This window comes from Pseudomonas alliivorans, assembly GCF_017826695.1.
GTDB classification, from domain to species: domain Bacteria; phylum Pseudomonadota; class Gammaproteobacteria; order Pseudomonadales; family Pseudomonadaceae; genus Aquipseudomonas; species Aquipseudomonas alliivorans.
On sequence record NZ_JAFFZW010000004.1, the window covers coordinates 195,908 to 217,993 of the forward strand.

The window sequence follows — 22,086 nt, forward strand, 5'->3', positions numbered from 1 at the left end:
TTTTCACCCTGTCCGATAAATTTCAACAAGCGAGGAGGATCGCCATGGGCGTGACCAACCGGTTGGCCTGTTACTCCGACCCCGCCGACCACTATTCACATCGTGTGCGCATTGTGCTCGCCGAGAAAAGTGTCAGCGCTGAAATCATTGATGTTGTGGCCGGGCGTCATCCGCCACAGCTGATTGAAGTGAACCCCTATGGCAGCGTGCCAACCCTGGTCGATCGCGATCTGGCGTTGTACGAGTCCACAGTGGTGATGGAATACCTGGACGAGCGCTATCCTCATCCGCCGCTGTTGCCGGTCTACCCAGTGGCGCGTGCCAACAGCCGTCTGCTGATCCATCGGATCCAGCGTGACTGGTGCGGGCTGGTGGATCTGATCCTTGATCCGCGTAGCAAGGAGCCGGCACGTGTGCAGGCGCGCAAGGAATTGCGCGAGAGCCTGACAGGGGTTTCTCCATTGTTTGCGGATAAGGCTTTTTTTCTGAGTGACGAGCAAAGTCTTGTCGATTGCTGTCTACTGCCCATACTCTGGCGTCTGCCGATTCTGGGTATCGAATTGCCGCGGCCTGCCAAGCCGCTGCTTGATTACATGGAGCGCCAATTTGCGCGTGAGGCTTTTCAGGCAAGTCTGTCTGCCGCCGAACGTGAAATGCGCTAAGGCTTAAGGAGCCGTTGATGAACTCCAGTCGCCCTTATCTGGTTCGTGCTCTTTATGAGTGGATCGTTGATAACGATTGCACCCCGCATATGCTGGTCAATGCGGAGTACCCGTCCGTGCAGGTCCCTCAAGGGTTTGCCAATGACGGACAGATTGTCCTGAATGTTTCGCCAAGTGCAGTGCGTCATCTGCACATGGATAACGAAGCCGTCAGTTTTGAAGGCCGCTTCGGCGGTGTGCCCCATACCCTTTACGTCCCTGTCGGTGCGATTCTGGGCATTTATGCCCGCGAGAACGGCCAGGGGATGGTTTTCGATCTGGAGCCTTCCCTTGAGGAAGATGAAGAGATCGAGCTGGATGACGGCGACGACACGCCGCCAGACAGCGAGCCGCCTCGCCCAACGGGCAGGCCGAGCCTTAAAGTGGTGAAATAAAAAAGGCGATCCGCAAGGATCGCCTTTTTCATGTCTGCCGTCTGGCTGTCAGTCGATGTACTCGAACAGTTTGACGATTTTCTGCACGCCGGACACGCCCTGCACCAGATTGGTGGCGCGGTTGGCTTCGTCCTGAGTCACCAGACCCAGCAGGAACACGATGCCGTTCTCGGTCACGACCTTGATGCGTGAGCCGGGAATGGACGCATCAGCGATCATCTGACTTTTGACTTTCGTGGTCAGCCAAGCGTCGTTGTTGCGGGCCAGCAGCGAGGAGGGCGCCATGACCTGCAGCTCGTTGTTGACCTTCTTGACGCGTTGTACGGAGCTTGCAGCCTGTTCGGCGATGGCCTTGAGATCTGCGCGTGGAACCTGGCCGGCCAGCAGCACGATGCCGTTGAAGCTGGTGACGACGATGTGCGAGCCTTCGGCCAGGTCAGGGTTGGCCTTGGAGATATTTACCGCCGCCTTGGTTTCGATCAGTGAGTCATCGATCTTGCTGCCAAAAGTGCGTGTGCCTCGATCATCCTCGATCGGCTTGTCGCGACTTGCGGTAATGACCGAGCTGCATCCGGTCACGCTCAGGCACAGTGTCAGAACCAGTAGGCTAAGACGATTAGGGGTCATTCTTCACTCCCGAACAGTTGGCTGTCGATCAGATCGCATAAGCAATGAATCGCCAGCAGATGGACTTCTTGTATGCGCGCCGTAACGGTCGCCGGCACGCGAATTTCCACATCTTCCGGCAGCAGCAGCGAAGCCATTCCGCCACCGTCGCGTCCCGTCAATGCTACGACAATCATTTCGCGATCATGTGCGGCCTGGATGGCCTGAATAATATTTGCAGAGTTGCCGCTGGTGGAAATCGCCAGCAGCACATCGCCTGGCTGACCCAGTGCGCGGATCTGCTTGGAGAAGATCTCGTTGTAGCTGTAATCGTTGGCGATCGAGGTGATGGTCGAACTGTCGGTCGTCAGTGCGATGGCTGGCAGGCTGGGGCGTTCACGTTCGAACCGGTTGAGCAGTTCGGAAGAAAAATGCTGCGCATCGCCTGCCGAACCGCCATTGCCGCACGAAAGCATTTTGCCTTCGTTGAGCAGGGCATTGACCATGACCTGGCTGGCTTGCTCGATAAAGGGTGCAAGGACTTCCATCGCCTGTTGCTTGGTATCGATGCTGGCTTGAAACAGCCGGCGAATCCGGGATTGCATGTCCATCAATGTGACCTTAATTAGAGCGTACGGCGGCTGCCCGGCTTGCCGGTGTGCAGCCCGCAAAGCAATAGCGAAATCGGTAATGGTAATGGCTTCTTGCCGGTCATGACTGCGCTGCGTGCCTGTCAGCTGTCGAAAGCGCTCTTGATCCAGTTCAAGGGAGTCGAGTCGCCTGGAGCTCCTTCAACCGCGATCACGTCGAAACGACAAGGATAGCGTGCCCAGCCTGACTCTTGTTGCAGGAAGAGCTGTGCCGCGGTGACGAGCTTCGCCTGTTTGCGAAAATCGACACTTTCCACCGCGCCACCCCAGCCGGAATGGCGACGGTAGCGAACTTCGACGAATACTACTGTATCGCCGTCGAGCATGACTAGATCAAGCTCGCCACGTTTGCATAACCAGTTTTGGGCAATGAGCCGCAAACCCTGCTGTTGCAAATGCTGCAGGGCGTAGGCCTCGGCCTCGCGCCCTGCTTGTTGACGGGTGTTGCCTGCAATCAAGGTGCAGTGTCCGGCAGGCGCTGGATCTTGCCGTCCACGAACTCTGCCCAAGGCAGCTGGCGCTCGACCCGGCGGCCAGGGTTCATGCTCAGGCTGCCGGACAGTCCGTCAATGCGGCTGTCAGGCATGGTCTTGAGCTGGCCCAGGCGCGGAGCCAGGCGATAGGCGTCGATGCCCATCGCGTACAGGCGACCCAGGCTGCCGGATGCCTGTGGCCACTGAGCGGTCACTTGCTGGCGCAAAGGGTCGTTGGCGTCGAGCAACCAGGGTGTTTCGCAGAAACGAACGCCATTCAGGTCCATGTACTGGGCGTGATCGTTGCTGTTGGTGAACAGGTGCGAGGTGGCATAGACCGGAACGTCGCCTGCGTACTGGAACACCATGGTCGGCTTGATCTGTTGGGCCTGTTGCGGTGTGGCGGCCAGGAACATGAAGTCGATGTCCTGACGGCGGCTCGGTTGCGCTGCGACGTCGGTGCCTACCGTGCTTTGCAGGCGCTGGGCACGACCTTCGCTCTTGCGCAGTTGGAACAGATCGGCAACCTGTTGGGCCAGTTCGACCGGCTGGTCAACGTGTTCAGCGGCGATCAGGGTGCCGCCCTTGGCTTGCCAGCTCTTGCGGAAAGCATCCAGAACGCGGTCGCCCCATTCGCCTTTAGGCACCATGGCAACTGCGCTGCGCTTGCCGTCCGCCCAGGCGCGACGTGCAACTTCACGTGCTTCGTCCTCTGCCGCCAGACCGAACTGGAACAGCTGGGGAGGGCCTTCGTTACCTGCATCGCTGTAATTGAGCGCCAGCGTGGTGATAGGCAGTTGCTCGCGGCTGTTCAATTGCTTGACCAGATTCTTTTCCAGCGGACCGACCACCAGCTGAACGCCCGCCGCCTGAGCCTGACGATAGAACTCATCCATCGACGTCAGGCGCGAGCTGTCGAAGACCTGGATGGCCGGAGGATTCTGGCCTGCCTGCTGAGCCTGATAGTGTGCGGCCATGAAGCCTTCACGCAGTGCTTTTGCAACGGAAGCCAGTTGACCATCCTGCGGCAGCAGCAATGCGATTTTGGTCAGCGGTTCGCTGGTCAGGGCGCGCAGTTGGGCGAGTGTCGTTGGCAGTTGCAGAGCGGCAGGGTGTTGTGGGTTCTGTGCTTTCCAGGTGTCGATGGCGGCCTGCTGCTGTTCCAGTGTGCCTGCACCTTTAACCGAGCGCGCAAGGCTCAGCCAGCCACCCATGTCGCCGGTCGCGTTGGCTTGCAGTTGTTCGGCAGGCAGTGAGGAAACCAGTTTCCAGATCGCATCATTGTTGGCGGCGGCTTCGGCATCTTTCAGCAATGGACCTGCAAAGACGCGCTCATTGGCAGCGGGCAGGACCTGACCGTCAGCTTCCAGGGCGCGGGCCTTGACCATATGGGTGCGCACCTGCTGCTCGACCGAGAGCTCACCCAGGCGTTGCATGCTTGGGTGGTTCAGGGCGGTCAGAGCGGCCTTGGGCTGGTTGCGGCCCATCGCCAGTTCGGCGGACAGCGTGCTGGCGAATACCTGCAGGCCGGGTTTGAGTTGATCCATCTGCACTTGGGCAAGAATCTGCGCGGCGCGCCCCGCGTCGTTCTGGCGGTTGGCCAGGTCGGCAGCGCTCAGGCGCAGTGTTGCCGCCTGTTCAGGCGTTTTGGCAGCCGCAGCCTGATCGAGCAGTTGCTCGATGCTGGCATCAGGAGTACGAGGAAGCTCGCCAAGGCTGGACGAGGGCGAGCTGGCACAGGCTGCAAGAAGGGCAGCGAGGCAGAGGGCAGAGAACAGCCGCAGGCAGGCGATCATTGATGTGTTCCTGATACTCGAGCGAATTAACGGCGAATTGTACCCAAGCACTGGCCAGGGCGCGACTTCGAAGGCGTGATATTGATTGTGACAGAGTGTTCTATCCAGCAATCCCTGTTACCGGGGTATGCGTCTTCATGCGGCTTTGAACAAAGATCATGTGTCCTTACTCCTTTTTTATAGGCTTCCCTGATGCGTAAAACGCTGATCGGGGTCGTTGCCTGTACAATGCGTCGTTTATGACGCCCTGCTTGATAAACATGAGGTCTGCGCTTTGACTGTCCCGGTTGCTTCGAATTCCACCCTTGGCTCGCTTTATGTGGTGGCTACGCCTATCGGCAATCTGGATGACATGAGCGTGCGTGCGCTAAAGGTTCTGCGTGAGGTTGCGTTGATAGCGGCAGAGGATACGCGTCACTCGTCGCGTTTGATGCAACACTTCGGCATATCCACCCCGCTGGCCGCCTGCCATGAGCATAACGAACGGGATGAGGGTAGCCGGTTTATCACGCGATTGCTGGCCGGGGATGATGTCGCACTGATTTCCGATGCGGGCACGCCTTTGATTTCCGATCCTGGCTACCACCTTGTGCGTCAGGCGCGTGCTGCGGGTGTTCCTGTCGTGCCGGTGCCGGGTGCCTGCGCCTTGATCGCTGCGCTGTCTGCAGCGGGGTTGCCGTCGGATCGATTTATCTTCGAGGGGTTTCTGCCGGCCAAGGCGGTCGGACGCAAGGCCAGGCTTGAGCAGGTAAAGGAAGAACCCCGTACGCTGATCTTTTATGAGGCGCCGCATCGCATTCTGGAATGCCTGCAGGACATGGAGCGGGTGTTCGGCGCAGGTCGACCAGCCTTGCTGGCGCGTGAAATAACCAAAACGTTTGAAACCCTGAAGGGGCTGCCACTGGGTGAGTTGCGCGCCTTCGTCGAGGCGGACAGCAATCAGCAGCGCGGTGAGTGTGTCGTGCTGGTCGCAGGCTGGACGCCGCCTGAAGACGAGGATGTGATCGGCGCAGAGGCGCGCAGGATTCTGGATCTATTGCTTGAGGAAATGCCGCTGAAGCGCGCCGCTGCGCTGGCTGCAGAGATCACCGGGGTGCGCAAGAATCTGCTTTATCAGGTTGCCCTGGACAAGCAGAAAGAATGAGAAATGCCGGTTTTTCAATAGCTCACACAGGCCACGCAAGCTTTTAAAGCTTGTTCTGGATGGCATGTGCCGCTAACCTTGTCGGCGGAGAGTCGATTGGACAGTCGCTGCCTCTTGTTGTTCCGCAACAAGGGGGGGAGGAAAGTCCGGGCTCCATAGGGCGGAGTGCCAGGTAACGCCTGGGAGGCGCGAGCCTACGGAAAGTGCCACAGAAAATAACCGCCTAAGCACTTCGGTGCCGGTAAGGGTGAAAAGGTGCGGTAAGAGCGCACCGCACGTCTGGCAACAGTTCGTGGCAAGGTAAACCCCACTCGGAGCAAGACCAAATAGGGTTCCTAGGCGTGGCCCGCGCTGGAACCGGGTAGGTTGCTAAAGACGTCCAGTGATGGCCGTCGTAGAGGAATGACTGTCCTCGACAGAACCCGGCTTACAGATCGACTCTCCACCTTTTTATCCCCTCTGCTTTTCATCAGCAAAAGCCACTCTTAATACCAAAAAAATCTTAAACCTCACAAATCACTTTAACTTCAAGCCCTAGCGGATTGAGTTGAGTGGGATTCGTCTGTCAGAACCCTCCGTAAATTAGCTCAAACCCTCCAATACCACTCCTAAATCTGCGAAATGTAAGGCTTTTCCTTGAGAGCGTGCCTTGACGGTGTGGCAGGCGCATTCCTATAGTGTGCGCAAGTGGCAGAAAGTGGCACGAAGTGGGTTTTTTGAGCGCAAAAAGCTAATATTTGGAGAATGCGCCTGTGTTCCGTGGTGCCAACGCGATCAATCTCGATGCCAAAGGCCGTCTCGCTATGCCGAGCCGGTATCGCGACGAGTTGGATTCGCGTAGCGCCGGCCAGTTGATCGTGACCATAGACGCTGTCGACCCCTGCTTGTGTCTTTATCCGCTTTCCGAGTGGGAACTGATTGAAGCCAAACTTCGTGAGTTGGCAACGTTTCGTGAAGAAAACCGCCGTTTGCAGCGGCTTTTGATTGGTAATGCAGTCGATCTGGAGCTGGATGGCAGCGGACGTTTTCTGGTCCCGCCGCGTCTTCGCGAATATGCCAAGTTGGATAAGCGCGTAATGCTCGTGGGGCAACTCAACAAGTTTCAATTGTGGGACGAGGACGCCTGGAACGCACTTGCTGATGCGGACCTTGCTGCCATTCAACAACCTGGCGCGATGCCTGATGAATTACGTGACCTGATCCTGTGACTATGAATAGCGGCTTTACCCACATCACCGTACTGCTCGAAGAAGCCGTGGAGGCTCTCGCGTTGCGCGCGGATGGCTGCTATATGGACGGAACGTTCGGTCGTGGCGGGCACAGCCGACTGATACTCAGCCATCTCGGACCGGACGGCAGGCTGCTCGGGTTCGACAAGGATCCTCAAGCGATTGCCACAGGGCAAACGCTAGCGGCCGAAGACGGCCGCTTTGTCATTGTGCAGCGCAGCTTTGCCGAATTGGGATCCGAAGCTCAAGAACGGGGCCTGGCAGGCAAAGTAAGCGGCATCCTGCTGGACCTGGGTGTGTCCTCTCCGCAGCTTGATGACCCTGAGCGCGGCTTCAGTTTCATGAATGATGGTCCGCTGGACATGCGTATGGATCCGACGCGTGGTATCAGTGCGGCCGAGTTCATCGCCACGGCACCTGCCGAGGAAATCGCCCGGGTCTTCAAGGAATACGGTGAAGAGCGCTTCGCCAGACGTATGGCCAACGCCGTCGTGCAGCGCCGTGAAGTCCAGCCTTTCGAGCGCACTGCTGACCTCGCAGAAGTCCTCAAGGTTGCCAACCCGGCCTGGGAAAAAGGCAAGAATCCCGCGACGCGCGCCTTTCAAGGGCTGCGTATCCACGTCAACAACGAACTGGGCGATCTTGAGGCGGGTCTCGAAGCTGCGCTGGACGCACTGGAAATCGGCGGCCGTCTGGTGGTCATCAGCTTTCACTCGCTGGAAGACCGCATCGTCAAACTGTTCATGCGCAAGCTCGCCAAGGGCGAAGCCGACAATATGCCGCGCAACCTGCCGATCCAGTACAAGGCGTTCGAGCCAAAGATCCGGATTCACGGCAAGGCCCAATTTGCATCGGATGCCGAAACCAAAGCCAATCCACGCTCGCGCAGTGCTGTCATGCGCGTAGCGGAGAAGCTCAGGTGAGCCGTCTTTTCCTGAAACCCCTGCCCGGCGGCAGCTTTATTATGCTGCTGCTGTTCATTGCCGTCCTCGTTTCGGCGATTGGCGTTTCCTATAGCGCGCATTTGAATCGTCAATTGCTCAACTCGCTGTATTCGGAGATGAGTGTGCGTGACAAGGCGCAGGCCGAGTGGGGCCGTCTGATTCTTGAGCAGAGCACCTGGACCGCTCACAGTCGTATCGAGACGCTGGCGACCGAACAGCTGAAAATGCGCATCCCCAATGCGGCAGAAGTACGGATGGTGGCGCCATGATGAAGCTGGATGGCGCTCTCTACCCGTGGCGTTTCCGGGTTGTCGTAGGATTGCTCGTCAGTCTGGTGCTCGCCATCTGCTGGCGCATCGTCGATCTGCAGGTCATCGACCATACGTTCCTGAAGGAACAGGGCGATGCGCGCAGCCTTCGTCACATCCCCATTCCGGCTCACCGTGGTCTGATCACTGACCGTAACGGCGAGCCTCTGGCTGTCAGTACGCCCGTCACTACGCTGTGGGCCAACCCGCGCGAAATGCAGCAGGACAAGTCCAAGTGGCCAATGCTCGCTGCGGCGATGGGGCAAGACCTCAAGGCACTGACGGAGCGTCTCGATGCCCAGGCCACCAAGGAGTTCATCTATCTGGTCCGCGGCCTGACACCTGAGCAGGGTCAGTCGGTACTGGATCTCAAAGTCCCCGGTGTCTATGGCATCGAGGAATTTCGTCGTTTCTATCCTGCTGGCGATGTGACCGCCCATATGGTCGGCTTCACCGACCTGGACGATCATGGTCGCGAAGGGGTCGAGCTGGCTTATGACGACTGGCTTGCGGGAGTGCCCGGCAAGCGGCAGGTCATCAAGGACCGGCGAGGCCGACTGATCAAGGACGTGCAGGTCACCAAGAACGCCAAGGCCGGCAAGACCTTGGCTTTGTCTATTGATCTGCGTCTGCAATATCTGGCTACCCGTGAACTGCGTAATGCCATCGTCGAAAACGAGGCCAAGGCAGGCAGTCTGGTGATCATGGACGTCAAGACCGGCGAAGTGCTGGCGATGGTCAACCAGCCAACCTACAACCCGAACAACCGCCGCACCATGGTGCCGGCCGCCATGCGTAACCGGGCGATCATCGACGTGTTCGAACCGGGTTCGACCATGAAGCCGATTTCGATGACGGCCGCACTGGACAGTGGCCGTTGGAAGCCGACCGATAAGGTCGAGGTATATCCGGGCACGCTGCAGATCGGTAAATACACCATCCGTGACGTTACCAAGACGGAAGGCCCGGTGCTTGACCTCACCGGCATCCTGATCAACTCCAGTAACGTCGGCATGAGCAAGGTTGCGTTCGATGTGGGCGGCGAGTCGATTTTCCGCGCGATGCAGCGCGTCGGCTTCGGTCAGTACACCGGCCTGGGTTTCCCGGGTGAGCGTGTGGGCAACCTGCCGAACTATCGCGAATGGCGCAAGGCTGAAACGGCCACGCTGTCCTACGGCTATGGCCTGTCGGTCACCGCGTTGCAATTGGTGCACGCGTATGGCGCGCTGGCCAACAACGGCCGCATCGTGCCGCTGACCATTCTGAAAAGTGACGCAGCGCCGACGGCGGTTCAGGCAATTCCGGAAGCGACCGCGAAGACACTGCAAGGCATGTTGCAACAGGTGATCGAAGACCCGCGCGGCGTGTACCGCGCTCGTGTGCCGTCCTATCACGTCGGCGGCAAGAGCGGTACGGCGCGAAAGACGTCCATCGGCACCAAGGGTTACGCCGAGAATTCCTACCGTTCGCTGTTCGCCGGATTCGGCCCGATGAGCAACCCTCGCTACGCCATCGTTGTGGTGATCGACGAGCCGAGCAAGGGCGGTTACTACGGCGGTCTGGTTTCAGCCCCGGTATTCAGCAAGGTCATGTCCGGTACGTTGCGGTTGATGAACGTCTCTCCCGACAACCTCGCACCTGAGCAGGTCAACACTGCCCCGGCAGTCGTCAAAGGAGGGCGTGGTTGATGGCCTTTAATCTGAGCAAGCTTTTCGCTCACACCGACCGCGATGCATTGATTCGCGAGTTGACGCTGGACAGCCGTAACGTGCGTCCAGGCGATCTTTTTCTGGCGATCCCCGGCCTCAAGGTCGATGGTCGCGCGCACATTGCCGACGCGCTCAAGCGTGGCGCAGCCGCTGTCGCTTATGAAGCCGAAGGCTCGACTGTGTTGCCTATTACCGATGTGCCATTGATTCCGGTCAAGGGCCTGGCCGCGCAACTGTCTGCCATCGCCGGCCGTTTCTATGGCGATTCGAGCCGCAGTCTGAATCTGGTCGGCGTAACGGGCACCAACGGCAAGACCAGCGTGACCCAACTGGTTGCCCAGGCGCTCGATCTGCTGGGTCAGCATTGCGGCATTGTCGGCACGCTGGGCACCGGCTTTTATGGCGCGCTGCAAAGCGGACGTCACACCACGCCTGACCCGATTGCCGTTCAGGCCACGCTCACCGATCTAAGAAAGGCCGGTGCCCGTGCTGTTGCGATGGAAGTGTCGTCCCACGGTCTGGATCAGGGCCGTGCGACGGCGCTGGCCTTCGATGTAGCGGTGCTGACCAATCTGTCCCGTGACCATCTGGATTATCACGGCACCATGCAAGCCTATGGTGCGGCCAAGGCGAAGCTGTTTGCCTGGCCTGATCTGCGCTGCCGGGTCATCAATCTGGATGACGAATTCGGTCGCGAGCTGGCGGCAGAAAAGCAGGAGTCACGCCTGATTACCTACAGCCTGCTGGACAGCTCGGCCTATCTTTATTGCCGCGACGCCAAATTCGACGACGATGGCGTACGCGCCACACTGGTTACCCCGCAAGGTGAGCATTTCCTGCGCAGCAGCCTGTTGGGCCGCTTCAACCTGAGCAATGTCCTGGCTGCGGTTGGCGCCTTGCTCGGCCTGGATTACGCGCTGGACGAGATCCTCAAGGTACTGCCAAAACTCGAAGGCCCTGTCGGACGCATGCAGCGTCTGGGTGGTGCCGACAAGCCGCTGGTGGTGGTCGATTACGCTCATACGCCGGATGCGCTGGAAAAAGTCCTCGAAGCCTTGCGCCCGCATTCCAAAGGCCAATTGCTCTGCCTGTTCGGCTGTGGCGGCGATCGTGATCGCGGCAAGCGCCCGCTGATGGCCGAGGTGGTCGAGCGTCTGGCGGATGGTGTTCTGGTGACTGACGACAACCCTCGTACCGAAGCGCCATCGCAGATTTTCGATGACATCCGTGCCGGTTTCAGCGCAGCGGATAACGTGAAGTTCGTCAACGGCCGTGGCCAAGCCATTGCGCAACTCATTGCCAGTGCCAAAGCCGACGACGTCGTTGTGCTGGCCGGCAAGGGCCACGAGGACTATCAGGAAATCGACGGCCAGCGCCATTCGTTCTCCGATCTGGAAGAGGCTGCCAAAGCTCTGGCCGCATGGGAGCCTGCACATGTTTAAGCCACTGACCTTCAGCGAACTGGTTGCTCCGCTCAACGCTCGTCTGGCGGGCCGCGACTGCAGCTTTGACGGTGTAAGCACCGACAGCCGCGCCATCGTGCCGGGTCAATTGTTCATCGCGCTGACCGGGCCGCGTTTCGACGGTCATGAATACCTCGATCAAGTCGCTGCCAAGGGTGCTGTTGGTGCTCTGGTCGAGAGCGAAGTGCCAGGTTCGAACCTGCCGCAACTGGTCGTGCTGGACACCCGCAAGGCACTGGCGCAACTGGGCGCAATGAATCGTAATGCGTTTGTTGATCGCCCGGTGGCTGCCGTCACCGGCTCCAGCGGCAAGACCACGGTCAAGGAAATGCTCGCCAGCATTCTGCGCACGCGCGGCTCCGTTCTTGCGACCCGCGGCAATCTGAACAATGAACTGGGCGTGCCGTTGACCCTGCTGGAACTGGGCGCCGAGCACGCTGCTGCAGTTATCGAGCTGGGCGCGTCGCGTGTCGGAGAAATCGCTTTCACCGTCAGTCTGACCAAGCCGCATGTGGTCATTCTTACCAACGCGGGCACGGCCCATGTCGGCGAGTTCGGCGGTCCCGATCGTATTGTCGAGGCCAAAGGCGAGATCATTGAAGGCCTCGATGCCAAAGGCACTGCGGTTCTGAATCTCGACGACAAGGCATTCCCGATCTGGCGCTTACGTGCCGGTGATCGCAAAGTCCTGACGTTTGCACTGAGCAACGTCGACGCGGATCTGCACGCCAGCGAGCTGCATCGCGACGAGCGCGGCTGCCCGGGCTTCATGCTGCACAGCCCGTCAGGCTCCGCACAGGTACAACTGAATCTTCTGGGCACGCACAACGTGACCAATGCCTTGGCCGCCGCGGCCGCTGCCTGCGCGCTGGGCGTCAGCCTGGACGGCATTGTCGAAGGTTTGAATAACGTGCAGCCGGTCAAGGGCCGTGCTGTGCCGCACATCGCCAGCAATGGCATGCGCGTGATCGACGACACCTATAACGCCAATCCTTCTTCGGTGAACGCCGCCGTCGATCTGCTGACCAGTTTTCCGGGGCGGACCGTCCTGGTGCTGGGTGACATCGGCGAATTGGGCGAATGGGCCGAGCAGGGCCACCACGATGTGGGGGCTTACGCCAAAGACAAGGTTTCGGCGCTGTATGCCGTCGGGCCACTGATGACGCACGCAGTCAGTGCCTTCGGGCCGCACGCGCGTCATTTCATCACTCAGGCCGAGCTGATCGAAGCGCTGGGCGCCGAGCAAGATAAAAACACCACTTTATTGATCAAGGGCTCGCGTAGCGCTGCGATGGAAAACGTCGTGGCTGCTTTGTGCGGTTCTAGCCTGGAGAAACATTGATGCTGCTGCTGTTGGCCGAGTTCTTACAACAGTTCTACAAAGGCTTCGCAGTCTTTCAGTACCTGTCGCTGCGCGGGATCCTCGGCGTGCTGACTGCGCTGACGCTGTCGCTGTGCCTGGGGCCGTGGATGATTCGCACCTTGCAGATGCGTCAGATCGGCCAGTCCGTGCGCAACGACGGTCCGCAGTCGCACCTGTCCAAATCGGGCACCCCCACCATGGGCGGCGCGTTGATTCTTTCTTCCATCGGCATCAGCACTCTGCTGTGGGCTGACTTGAGCAACCGCTATGTCTGGGTCGTACTGCTCGTCACCTTCCTGTTCGGTGCCATTGGCTGGGTCGACGATTATCGCAAGGTGATCGAAAAGAACTCCCGTGGCTTGCCGAGTCGCTGGAAGTACTTCTGGCAATCAGTGTTTGGTCTCTGCGCCGCGATCTTCCTTTATACGACCGCGCCGTCCGCCACCGAAACCACCTTGATCGTACCGATGCTCAAGGATGTCCGTATCCCGCTGGGTATCGGCTTCGTGGTGCTGACCTATTTCGTGATCGTCGGGTCCAGCAACGCGGTGAACCTGACCGACGGCCTGGACGGTCTGGCGATCATGCCAACCGTGATGGTCGGCGGCGCGCTGGGCATCTTCTGCTACCTGTCCGGTAACGTGAAATTTGCCGAATACCTGCTGATCCCTTACGTACCGGGGGCGGGCGAGCTGATTGTGTTCTCCGGGGCGCTGATCGGGGCGGGACTGGGGTTCCTCTGGTTCAACACGTATCCGGCCCAGGTTTTCATGGGCGACGTCGGCGCGCTGGCGCTGGGCGCTGCGCTGGGCACAATGGCCGTGATCGTTCGTCAGGAAATCGTGCTGTTCATCATGGGCGGCATCTTCGTGATGGAAACCCTTTCAGTGGTCATTCAGGTTGCGTCTTTCAAACTGACCGGTCGCCGGGTTTTCCGCATGGCGCCCATACACCACCACTTTGAACTCAAAGGCTGGCCCGAGCCACGCGTGATTGTCCGTTTCTGGATCATCACCGTGATTCTCGTGCTGATCGGCCTTGCCACGCTGAAACTGAGGTAGAGCGAGTGTCCCTGATCGTTTCCGACCGCTTCCGCATTGTCGTGGGTCTAGGCAAAAGCGGCATGTCCCTGGTTCGCTTCCTGGCGAACCGGGGAGTGTCCTTTGCCGTGGCCGACACGCGGGAGAATCCGCCGGAACTGGCGACCTTGCGCCGGGATTACCCGCAGGTGGAAGTGCGTTGTGGCGAGCTGGACGTGGAATTCCTCTGCCGTGCCGACGAAGTCTATGTGAGCCCGGGTCTTGCCCTCGCGACGCCTGCCTTGCAACAGGCTCAGGCGCGTGGCGTGAAGATGGCAGGCGATATCGAGCTGTTCGCGCGTTACGCGAAAGCGCCGATTGTTGCCATCACCGGCTCCAATGCCAAAAGCACCGTGACGACGCTGGTGGGCGAGATGGCTGCAGCCGCAGGCAAGCGCGTTGCCGTGGGTGGCAATCTGGGTACTCCGGCGCTCGATCTGCTCAGCGATGACGTTGATCTGTACGTGATGGAGCTCTCCAGCTTTCAACTGGAAACCACCGATCAGCTCAATGCTGAAGTGGCGACCGTGTTGAACATCAGTGAAGACCACATGGACCGTTACAGCGGTCTGCCGGCCTATCACCTGGCCAAGCACCGGATCTTCCGGGGCGCGCGGCAGGTGGTGGTCAATCGTCAGGACGCGTTGTCCCGCCCGTTGATTGGCGAAGGTCTGCCGTGCTGGACGTTCGGTTTGAACAAACCGGACTTCCACGGCTTTGGTCTGCGCGAAGAAAACGGCGAAAAGTATCTGGCCTTCCAGTTCGAAAACCTGATGCCTGTTCGCGAGCTGAAAATGCGCGGTGCGCACAACCACGCAAACGCACTGGCAGCTCTGGCGCTGGGCCATGCGGTTGGTCTGCCGTTTGATGCCATGTTGTCGGCGCTGCGTGAGTTCTCGGGTCTCGAGCATCGCTGTCAGTGGGTCCGTGAGCTGAACGGTGTTCATTATTACAACGACTCCAAAGCCACCAACGTTGGTGCTGCACTGGCGGCCATCGAAGGTCTGGGCGCAGACATTCCGGGCAAGCTGGTGCTGATCGCCGGTGGCGACGGCAAGGGCGCCGATTTCAGCGGCCTGCGTGCTGCGGTTGCTGCGCATTGTCGCAGCGTCGTGCTGCTGGGGCGTGATGCCGAAAGGCTTGCTCAGGCATTGGGCGACGCGGCACCGCTTGTGCGTGTCGACACGCTACAGGCAGCAGTTGAAAGCAGTGCTGAACTGGCTCAGGGCGGCGACGCCGTTTTGCTGTCCCCGGCCTGCGCCAGTCTGGACATGTTCAAGAATTATGAAGAGCGCGGACGAGTGTTCGCGCAGGCAGTGGAGTGCTTGTCATGATCTTCGGTGTGATCAAGCCGTATCCATCGCCGCTGATCAGCGGACGGGGCATCGACCTCGACTTTCCGATGCTGGTCGGTTGTCTTGCCTTGCTGGGCCTCGGTCTGGTGATGATTACCTCTGCGTCGTCGGAAGTCGCCGCCGTGCAGTCGGGCAACACGCTGTACATGATGACGCGTCACTTGGTGTACCTGCTGATCGGTCTGGGCGCGTGCGGTGTGACCATGATGATCCCGGTCGCCACCTGGCAGCGCCTGGGCTGGCTGATGCTGCTCGGTGCGTTCGGCTTGCTGCTGCTGGTGCTGGTACCGGGTATCGGGCGCGAGGTGAACGGCTCGATGCGCTGGATCGGTTTTGGCGCGTTCAACGTGCAGCCGTCCGAAATCGCCAAGGTCTTCGTGGTGATCTTTCTGGCCGGTTACCTGATTCGTCGTCAGCAGGAAGTGCGTGAAAGCTGGATGGGGTTCTTCAAGCCGTTCATCGTGCTGCTGCCCATGGCCGGTCTGTTGCTGATGGAGCCTGACTTCGGTGCAACCGTCGTGATGATGGGGGCTGCGGCTGCAATGCTGTTCCTGGGCGGCGTCGGGCTGTTCCGCTTTTCGTTGATGGTCGTGCTGGCGGTTGCTTCGGTGGTCGTACTGGTTCAGGCCCAGCCTTACCGGATGGCGCGTCTGACCAACTTTACCGATCCATGGGCCGATCAGTTCGGCTCCGGCTACCAGCTGACCCAGGCGCTTATCGCCTTCGGTCGAGGCGAATGGTTCGGTGTCGGTCTGGGCAACAGTGTCCAGAAACAATTCTATCTGCCGGAAGCGCATACGGACTTCGTGTTCTCTGTGCTCGCCGAAGAGCTGGGTGTCGTGGGTTCGTTGCTCACGGTTGCGCTGTTCCTGTTCGTCAGTATTCGCGGCATGTATATCGGTATGTGGGCAGAAAGGGCCAAACAGTTCTTCGGTGCCTACGTTGCCTACGGTCTTTCTTTCCTGTGGATCGGTCAGTTCCTGATCAACATCGGCGTGAACGTCGGTCTGTTGCCGACCAAGGGGCTGACGTTGCCGTTTCTGAGCTACGGCGGCAGCTCGTTGGTGATCTGCTGTGCCAGCCTGGGGCTGCTGCTGCGCATCGAATGGGAATCGCGCAACAACATGGGCAGCGAAGAGGCCGAGTTCAAAGAGAGCGACTTCGCCGAGGAGACGCCTCATGGACGCTAACGTGTTGATCATGGCAGGCGGTACCGGCGGGCATGTATTCCCGGCGCTGGCCTGCGCGCGCGAATTCCAGTCGCGTGGCTACAAGGTTCACTGGTTGGGCACCCCGCGTGGCATCGAGAACGAACTGGTGCCTCAGGCCGGTCTGACCCTGCACCTGATCAATGTCACGGGTTTGCGTGGCAAGGGGCGTCTGTCCCTGCTCAAGGCTCCGCTGATGTTGCTCAAGGCGCTGATGCAGGCCCGCAAGGTGGTGCGTGAGCTCAAGCCCGTGTGTGTGGTCGGCTTCGGTGGCTATGTCACAGGTCCCGGTGGCCTTGCGGCGAAGCTGGCAGGCGTACCGTTGATCATTCACGAGCAGAACGCTGTGGCCGGCACTGCCAATCGCAGCCTTGCGTCGTTCGCCAGCCGTGTATGCGAGGCGTTCCCCAATACCTTCGCGGCCTCGAAGAAACGCCGCACGACCGGCAATCCGGTGCGTGTCGAGCTGTTTCTTGAAACCCCGCGTCAGGCGCTGGCCGGTCGCAAGGCGCGTCTGTTGGTGCTGGGCGGCAGCCTGGGTGCGGAGCCGCTGAACAAACTGCTGCCCGAAGCGTTGGCGCAACTGCCCGAGGAGATCCGTCCAGAGGTGTTTCATCAGGCGGGCAAGAATCACGACGAAATCACCGCCGAGCGCTATCGCAACGCGGGCGTCGAGGCGCAAGTGGCGCCATTCATCCAGAACATGGCTCAAGCGTACAGCTGGGCCGATCTGGTGGTCTGCCGCGCAGGCGCACTGACCATCAGCGAACTGGCGGCCGCAGGCCTGCCGTCGCTGCTGATCCCGTTGCCCCATGCGATCGATGACCATCAGTCCCGTAACGCTGACTATCTGGCTCGCGAAGGCGCAGCCTTTGTCATGCCGCAAGCGACAACTGGCGTAGCCGAGATGGCTGCACGCCTGAAAGAGGTTTTGATGCAACCCGAACAATTGAACAGCATGGCCCGCACGGCACGTCGCCTGGCCAAGCCCGATGCAACCAATACCGTGGTCGATGTCTGTGTGGAGGTGGTCAATGGTTGAGAGTCAGCGCGCCATGCCGCAACCTGAAATGCGCCGCATCCGTCGCATCCACTTCGTCGGTATCGGCGGTGTCGGCATGTGCGGCATTGCCGAGGTTCTGTTGAACCTGGGCTACGAAGTGTCGGGTTCCGACCTCAAAAGTTCTCCGGTGACCGAACGTCTCGAATCGTTCGGCGCGCAGATTTTCCTCGGCCATCGCGCCGAGAACACCGTGGGTGCCGATGTGCTGGTGGTGTCCAGTGCGGTCAACACGACCAACCCGGAAGTGGCTACCGCTCTGGAGCGCCGTATTCCGGTCGTGCCACGCGCCGAGATGCTGGCTGAACTGATGCGCTATCGCCACGGCATCGCGGTTGCCGGTACCCATGGCAAGACCACCACCACCAGCCTGATCGCTTCGGTGTTCGCGGCCGGTGGCCTGGACCCGACGTTCGTGATCGGCGGCCGTCTGAATGCTGCCGGCACCAATGCCCAGCTGGGCACCAGCCGTTATCTGATCGCCGAAGCCGACGAAAGTGATGCCAGCTTCCTGCATCTGCAGCCGCTGGTTGCGGTGGTCACCAACATCGACGCCGATCACATGGCGACCTACGAAGGTGACTTCAACAAGTTGAAGAAAACCTTCGTCGAGTTCCTGCACAACCTGCCGTTCTATGGGCTGGCGGTCATGTGCATCGATGATCCTGTGGTCCGTGAAATCCTGCCGCAGGTCAAGCGTCCGATCCTTACCTACGGTTTCAGCGAAGAAGCCGATGTGCGCGCAATCAACGTGCGCCAGGACGGCATGCTGACGTTCTTTACCGTGCTGCGTCGCGACCGCGAGCCGCTGGATGTGTCCGTGAACATGCCGGGCAATCACAACGTGCTCAACTCGCTGGCGACCATCGCGATCGCGACCGACGAAGGCGTCAGTGATGAAGCCATCGTTCAGGGGCTGTCCGGCTTTCAGGGCGTGGGCCGTCGCTTCCAGGTCTATGGCGAACTGCCGGTTGAAGGCGGCAACGTGATGCTGGTCGACGACTACGGCCACCACCCGCGCGAAGTGGCGGCGGTGATCAATGCCGTTCGTGGTGGCTGGCCGGATCGTCGTCTGGTCATGGTTTATCAGCCGCACCGTTTCAGCCGCACCCGTGACCTGTACGACGATTTCGTGCAGGTGCTGGCCGATGCCAATGTACTGCTGCTGATGGAAGTCTACCCGGCCGGTGAAGAACCGATCCCCGGTGCGGACAGCCGCAACCTGTGCCACAGCATTCGTCAGCGAGGCCAGCTTGATCCGATCTACATCGAGCGTGGCGTCGAACTGGCACCGCTGGTCAAGCCGCTGCTGCGCGCGGGCGACATCCTGCTGTGCCAGGGCGCGGGCGACATCGGTGGTCTGGCTCCGCAACTGCTCAAGAGTCCGCTGTTCGTCGGCGCAAAAGTGGCTTCTACCGAAGGTAAGCTGAAATGACAGCCGTCGCCCCGTCTTCCCTGCGCTCGACACTCGAGCCGAAAAGCTTCGGCCGCGTTGCCGTGCTTTTTGGTGGCAAGAGTGCCGAGCGGGAAGTGTCCCTGAAATCCGGTCAGGCAGTGCTTGAGGCACTGCAGGCTGCCGGTGTGGATGCGTTCGGCATCGACGTGGGCGACGATTTCCTGCAGCGACTGGTGAATGAAAGGATCGACCGCGCGTTCATCGTGCTGCACGGCCGTGGCGGCGAAGACGGCACCATGCAGGGGCTGCTGGAGTGCCTGGAAATCCCCTATACCGGCAGCGGCGTGCTCGCTTCTGCTCTGGCCATGGACAAGCTGCGCACCAAGCAGGTCTGGCAGAGCCTGGGCCTTGCAACGCCTTTGCACGCGGTACTTGTCAGCGAACAGGATTGTATTTCTGCCGCGACGGAACTGGGCTTCCCTTTGATCGTCAAACCGGCCCATGAAGGCTCAAGTATCGGTATGGCTAAAGTGACCAGCGTCGACGAATTGATCGCCGCCTGGAAAGCTGCCAGTACCTACGATTCGCAAGTCCTGGTCGAGCAGTGGATTCAGGGGCCGGAGTTCACTGTGGCCTCTCTGCGCGATCAGGTGCTCCCGGTCATCGGTCTGGGCACTCCTCACAGTTTCTACGACTACGACGCCAAGTACCTGGCTTCCGATACCCAGTACCGGATTCCATGCGGGCTGAGCGACGAGCGTGAGCAGGAACTCAAGCAACTGACAGCACGCGCCTGCGAAGCCATTGGCATCGCAGGCTGGGCGCGCACGGATGTCATGCAGGACGCGCAAGGCAAGTTCTGGCTGCTGGAAGTCAACACAGTGCCAGGCATGACCGATCACAGCCTGGTTCCGATGGCTGCACGTGCTGCAGGCCTGGATTTTCAGCAACTGGTGTTGGCGATTCTGGCCGACAGCGTTCAGGCGAGGGGTTAAGGCATGAACGCTTCGGCACGTCATCAGCCTCCAGCACCCAACCGCAAGCCAGTGCCTCGTGGCGCCAGCCGGATGGTGGCCAAGGAGCCGCTGTCTGCGCGCATGCCCAAGCCGAGCTTCGGTTTCCTGAAGCGTCTGTTCTGGCCTGTGATGCTGGTGGTGCTGGGTTTTGGGACGTACGAAGCGGCGCTGCGGATCATGCCGTACGCCGACCGCCCGATCACCCGCATCAATGTGCAGGGCGATCTGAGCTACATCAGTCAGCAGGCCGTGCAGCAGCGGATTGCACCGTTCGTGGCCTCGAGCTTTTTCAAGATCGATCTGGCCGCGATGCGCACCGAGCTTGAACAGATGCCATGGATTGCACATGCCGAAGTCAGGCGTGTGTGGCCGGACCAGGTGGTGATTCGCCTGGAAGAGCAGTTGCCCGTTGCCCGTTGGGGTGACGAGTCACTGCTCAACAACCAGGGACAGGCTTTCACGCCGCGTGAACTGTCCAACTATGAACATCTTCCCCAGTTGTTCGGCCCGCAGCGGGCCCAGCAGCAGGTGATGCAGCAGTACCAGGTGTTGAGTCAGATGTTGCGCCCCATGGGGTTCTCCATCGTGCGCCTGGAATTGCGCGAGCGTGGCAGCTGGTTCCTGACAACAGGCGCCGGTAGTGCCGGGCCGGGTATCGAGTTGTTGCTGGGACGCGACCATCTCGTCGAAAAAATGCGCCGCTTCATCGCGATTTACGACAAAACGCTTAAAGACCAAATCACGAATATTGCGCGCATCGACCTGCGTTACGCCAACGGCCTTGCGGTTGGCTGGCGTGAACAGGCAGCGCCGACGTCGGAAAAACCCGCCGTCGCGAAGAATTGATAAGAGGCAGGACCATGGCAAATGTGCAAAGCGGCAAAATGATCGTCGGGCTGGATATCGGTACCTCCAAGGTGGTGGCACTGGTAGGCGAAGTCGCGGCCGATGGCTCGCTGGAAATCGTGGGTATCGGTACCCATCCCTCCCGCGGCCTGAAAAAGGGCGTGGTGGTGAACATCGAGTCGACCGTGCAGTCGATCCAGCGCGCCGTCGAAGAGGCCCAGTTGATGGCGGGCTGCCGCATTCACTCGGCGTTCGTCGGCGTCGCAGGCAACCACATCCGCAGCCTGAACTCCCACGGCATCGTGGCTATCCGCGACCGTGAAGTGAGCTCTGCGGATCTTGAACGCGTACTCGACGCCGCCCAGGCCGTTGCCATCCCTGCCGATCAGCGCGTCCTTCACACGCTGCCTCAGGACTACGTGATCGACAACCAGGAAGGTGTTCGTGAGCCGCTGGGCATGTCGGGCGTACGTCTGGAAGCCAAGGTGCACGTCGTGACCTGTGCAGTGAACGCTGCTCAGAACATCGAGAAGTGCGTGCGTCGCTGCGGTCTGGAAGTCGACGACATCATCCTGGAGCAACTGGCCTCTGCCTATTCGGTCCTGACCGATGACGAGAAAGAGCTGGGCGTCTGCCTGGTGGACATCGGTGGTGGTACCACCGACATCGCGATCTTCACCGAAGGCGCGATCCGGCACACCGCAGTGATCCCGATTGCGGGCGATCAGGTGACCAACGACATCGCCATGGCGCTGCGCACACCGACCCAGTACGCCGAAGAAATCAAGATTCGTTATGCCTGCGCCCTGGCCAAGCTGGCCGGCGCTGGTGAAACCATCAAGGTACCGAGCGTGGGCGACCGTCCACCTCGCGAGCTGTCCCGCCAGGCGCTGGCCGAAGTGGTCGAGCCTCGTTACGACGAGCTGTTCACCCTGATCCAGGCTGAGCTGCGTCGCAGTGGTTATGAAGACCTGATCCCGGCCGGCATCGTGCTGACCGGTGGTACCTCGAAAATGGAAGGTGCGGTGGAACTTGCCGAGGAAATCTTCCACATGCCGGTGCGCCTGGGCGTTCCGCATAGCGTCAAAGGGCTCGCTGATGTCGTACGCAACCCGATCTACTCCACAGGCGTAGGCCTGTTGCTGTACGGGCTGCAGAAACAATCCGATGGCATTTCGCTGTCGGGGATTGTCGGCAACAGCAGTTACGGCGACGAACCCAAGGCTCCGGTGCTTGAGCGTATCAAGCGCTGGGTCCAGGGCAATTTCTAAGCTTCAACGATTCAAGATTCAAAGCTTCAAAACAATAGCGGCAGGCAGTAGGCAAACTAACTAGAGAGCGGAAG

Annotated in this window: 21 protein-coding genes and 1 other RNA gene; 18 read left to right on the top strand and 4 right to left on the bottom strand. The window is 60.0% G+C overall.

The window, feature by feature from the left end:
• Positions 1 to 44: 44 nt before the first annotated feature.
• Positions 45 to 662, top strand: coding sequence for a glutathione S-transferase N-terminal domain-containing protein (locus JTJ32_RS13460; RefSeq protein WP_099226311.1), 618 nt, complete (start codon positions 45 to 47; stop codon positions 660 to 662).
• Positions 663 to 679: 17 nt separating this feature from the next.
• Positions 680 to 1,096, top strand: coding sequence for a ClpXP protease specificity-enhancing factor (locus JTJ32_RS13465; protein WP_025996305.1), 417 nt, complete (start codon positions 680 to 682; stop codon positions 1,094 to 1,096).
• A 48-nt stretch (positions 1,097 to 1,144) separates the two neighbouring features.
• Here the strand turns inward: JTJ32_RS13465 and JTJ32_RS13470 are convergent, their stop codons facing one another.
• The 4 genes from JTJ32_RS13470 to JTJ32_RS13485 form a co-directional block, all read right to left on the bottom strand.
• Positions 1,145 to 1,723 carry a BON domain-containing protein gene (locus JTJ32_RS13470; RefSeq protein WP_004881518.1) on the bottom strand — a complete coding sequence of 193 codons (579 nt, stop codon included), beginning with the start codon at positions 1,721 to 1,723 and terminating at the stop codon, positions 1,145 to 1,147.
• A complete protein-coding gene (locus JTJ32_RS13475; RefSeq protein ID WP_025996304.1) occupies positions 1,720 to 2,313 on the bottom strand; it encodes a phosphoheptose isomerase in 594 nt (197 codons plus the stop codon). Before JTJ32_RS13475 ends, JTJ32_RS13470 begins: the two co-directional genes overlap by 4 nt.
• A gap of 122 nt (positions 2,314 to 2,435) precedes the next feature.
• Positions 2,436 to 2,807: a YraN family protein gene (locus JTJ32_RS13480; protein WP_371682127.1), complete on the bottom strand. Its 372-nt coding sequence runs from the start codon at positions 2,805 to 2,807 to the stop codon at positions 2,436 to 2,438.
• Positions 2,807 to 4,621 carry a penicillin-binding protein activator gene (locus JTJ32_RS13485; RefSeq protein WP_099226309.1) on the bottom strand — a complete coding sequence of 605 codons (1,815 nt, stop codon included), beginning with the start codon at positions 4,619 to 4,621 and terminating at the stop codon, positions 2,807 to 2,809. The genes JTJ32_RS13480 and JTJ32_RS13485 overlap by 1 nt, the downstream gene beginning before the upstream one ends.
• Before the next feature lie 274 nt (positions 4,622 to 4,895).
• Here JTJ32_RS13485 and rsmI point away from each other — a divergent pair, with 274 nt between their 5' ends.
• The 16 genes from rsmI to ftsA all read left to right on the top strand — a co-directional run bounded on the left by rsmI (position 4,896) and on the right by ftsA (position 22,012).
• The gene (gene rsmI / locus JTJ32_RS13490) at positions 4,896 to 5,765 is read left to right on the top strand and encodes a 16S rRNA (cytidine(1402)-2'-O)-methyltransferase (protein ID WP_099226308.1); all 870 of its coding nucleotides are present in this window, start codon (positions 4,896 to 4,898) and stop codon (positions 5,763 to 5,765) included.
• Between the two features lie 88 nt (positions 5,766 to 5,853).
• An RNA gene (rnpB, locus tag JTJ32_RS13495) (RNase P RNA component class A) lies at positions 5,854 to 6,211 on the top strand.
• Between the two features lie 306 nt (positions 6,212 to 6,517).
• On the top strand, positions 6,518 to 6,973 hold the full coding sequence (gene mraZ / locus JTJ32_RS13500) for a division/cell wall cluster transcriptional repressor MraZ (RefSeq protein ID WP_004881513.1): 456 nt from the start codon (positions 6,518 to 6,520) through the stop codon (positions 6,971 to 6,973).
• Positions 6,974 to 6,975: 2 nt separating this feature from the next.
• Positions 6,976 to 7,917 carry a 16S rRNA (cytosine(1402)-N(4))-methyltransferase RsmH gene (rsmH, locus tag JTJ32_RS13505; protein ID WP_210042502.1) on the top strand — a complete coding sequence of 314 codons (942 nt, stop codon included), beginning with the start codon at positions 6,976 to 6,978 and terminating at the stop codon, positions 7,915 to 7,917.
• Complete coding sequence (gene ftsL / locus JTJ32_RS13510; protein WP_083182598.1) at positions 7,914 to 8,207, top strand: cell division protein FtsL; 294 nt, start codon at positions 7,914 to 7,916, stop codon at positions 8,205 to 8,207. Before rsmH ends, ftsL begins: the two co-directional genes overlap by 4 nt.
• The gene (locus JTJ32_RS13515; RefSeq protein WP_162864191.1) at positions 8,207 to 9,934 is read left to right on the top strand and encodes a peptidoglycan D,D-transpeptidase FtsI family protein; all 1,728 of its coding nucleotides are present in this window, start codon (positions 8,207 to 8,209) and stop codon (positions 9,932 to 9,934) included. Before ftsL ends, JTJ32_RS13515 begins: the two co-directional genes overlap by 1 nt.
• Entirely contained in the window at positions 9,934 to 11,397 is a 1,464-nt protein-coding gene (locus JTJ32_RS13520) for a UDP-N-acetylmuramoyl-L-alanyl-D-glutamate--2,6-diaminopimelate ligase (RefSeq protein WP_210042335.1), read from the top strand. The genes JTJ32_RS13515 and JTJ32_RS13520 overlap by 1 nt, the downstream gene beginning before the upstream one ends.
• Positions 11,390 to 12,760, top strand: a complete 1,371-nt coding sequence (locus JTJ32_RS13525) for a UDP-N-acetylmuramoyl-tripeptide--D-alanyl-D-alanine ligase (RefSeq protein WP_210042336.1) — start codon at positions 11,390 to 11,392, stop codon at positions 12,758 to 12,760. Before JTJ32_RS13520 ends, JTJ32_RS13525 begins: the two co-directional genes overlap by 8 nt.
• Positions 12,760 to 13,842, top strand: a complete 1,083-nt coding sequence (mraY, locus tag JTJ32_RS13530) for a phospho-N-acetylmuramoyl-pentapeptide-transferase (RefSeq protein ID WP_025996294.1) — start codon at positions 12,760 to 12,762, stop codon at positions 13,840 to 13,842. Before JTJ32_RS13525 ends, mraY begins: the two co-directional genes overlap by 1 nt.
• Before the next feature lie 5 nt (positions 13,843 to 13,847).
• Positions 13,848 to 15,194 (top strand): UDP-N-acetylmuramoyl-L-alanine--D-glutamate ligase, encoded by a 1,347-nt coding sequence (gene murD / locus JTJ32_RS13535; protein WP_210042337.1) that lies wholly within the window; start codon positions 13,848 to 13,850, stop codon positions 15,192 to 15,194.
• Positions 15,191 to 16,405, top strand: coding sequence for a putative lipid II flippase FtsW (ftsW, locus tag JTJ32_RS13540; RefSeq protein ID WP_099226302.1), 1,215 nt, complete (start codon positions 15,191 to 15,193; stop codon positions 16,403 to 16,405). Before murD ends, ftsW begins: the two co-directional genes overlap by 4 nt.
• A complete protein-coding gene (gene murG / locus JTJ32_RS13545; protein ID WP_099226301.1) occupies positions 16,395 to 17,465 on the top strand; it encodes an undecaprenyldiphospho-muramoylpentapeptide beta-N-acetylglucosaminyltransferase in 1,071 nt (356 codons plus the stop codon). Before ftsW ends, murG begins: the two co-directional genes overlap by 11 nt.
• Entirely contained in the window at positions 17,458 to 18,918 is a 1,461-nt protein-coding gene (gene murC / locus JTJ32_RS13550) for a UDP-N-acetylmuramate--L-alanine ligase (protein WP_099226300.1), read from the top strand. The genes murG and murC overlap by 8 nt, the downstream gene beginning before the upstream one ends.
• A complete protein-coding gene (locus JTJ32_RS13555; protein WP_210042339.1) occupies positions 18,915 to 19,874 on the top strand; it encodes a D-alanine--D-alanine ligase in 960 nt (319 codons plus the stop codon). The genes murC and JTJ32_RS13555 overlap by 4 nt, the downstream gene beginning before the upstream one ends.
• Positions 19,875 to 19,877: 3 nt before the next feature.
• Positions 19,878 to 20,741, top strand: coding sequence for a cell division protein FtsQ/DivIB (locus tag JTJ32_RS13560; RefSeq protein WP_099226298.1), 864 nt, complete (start codon positions 19,878 to 19,880; stop codon positions 20,739 to 20,741).
• A gap of 14 nt (positions 20,742 to 20,755) precedes the next feature.
• Entirely contained in the window at positions 20,756 to 22,012 is a 1,257-nt protein-coding gene (ftsA, locus tag JTJ32_RS13565) for a cell division protein FtsA (RefSeq protein WP_004881500.1), read from the top strand.
• Positions 22,013 to 22,086: the final 74 nt, after the last annotated feature.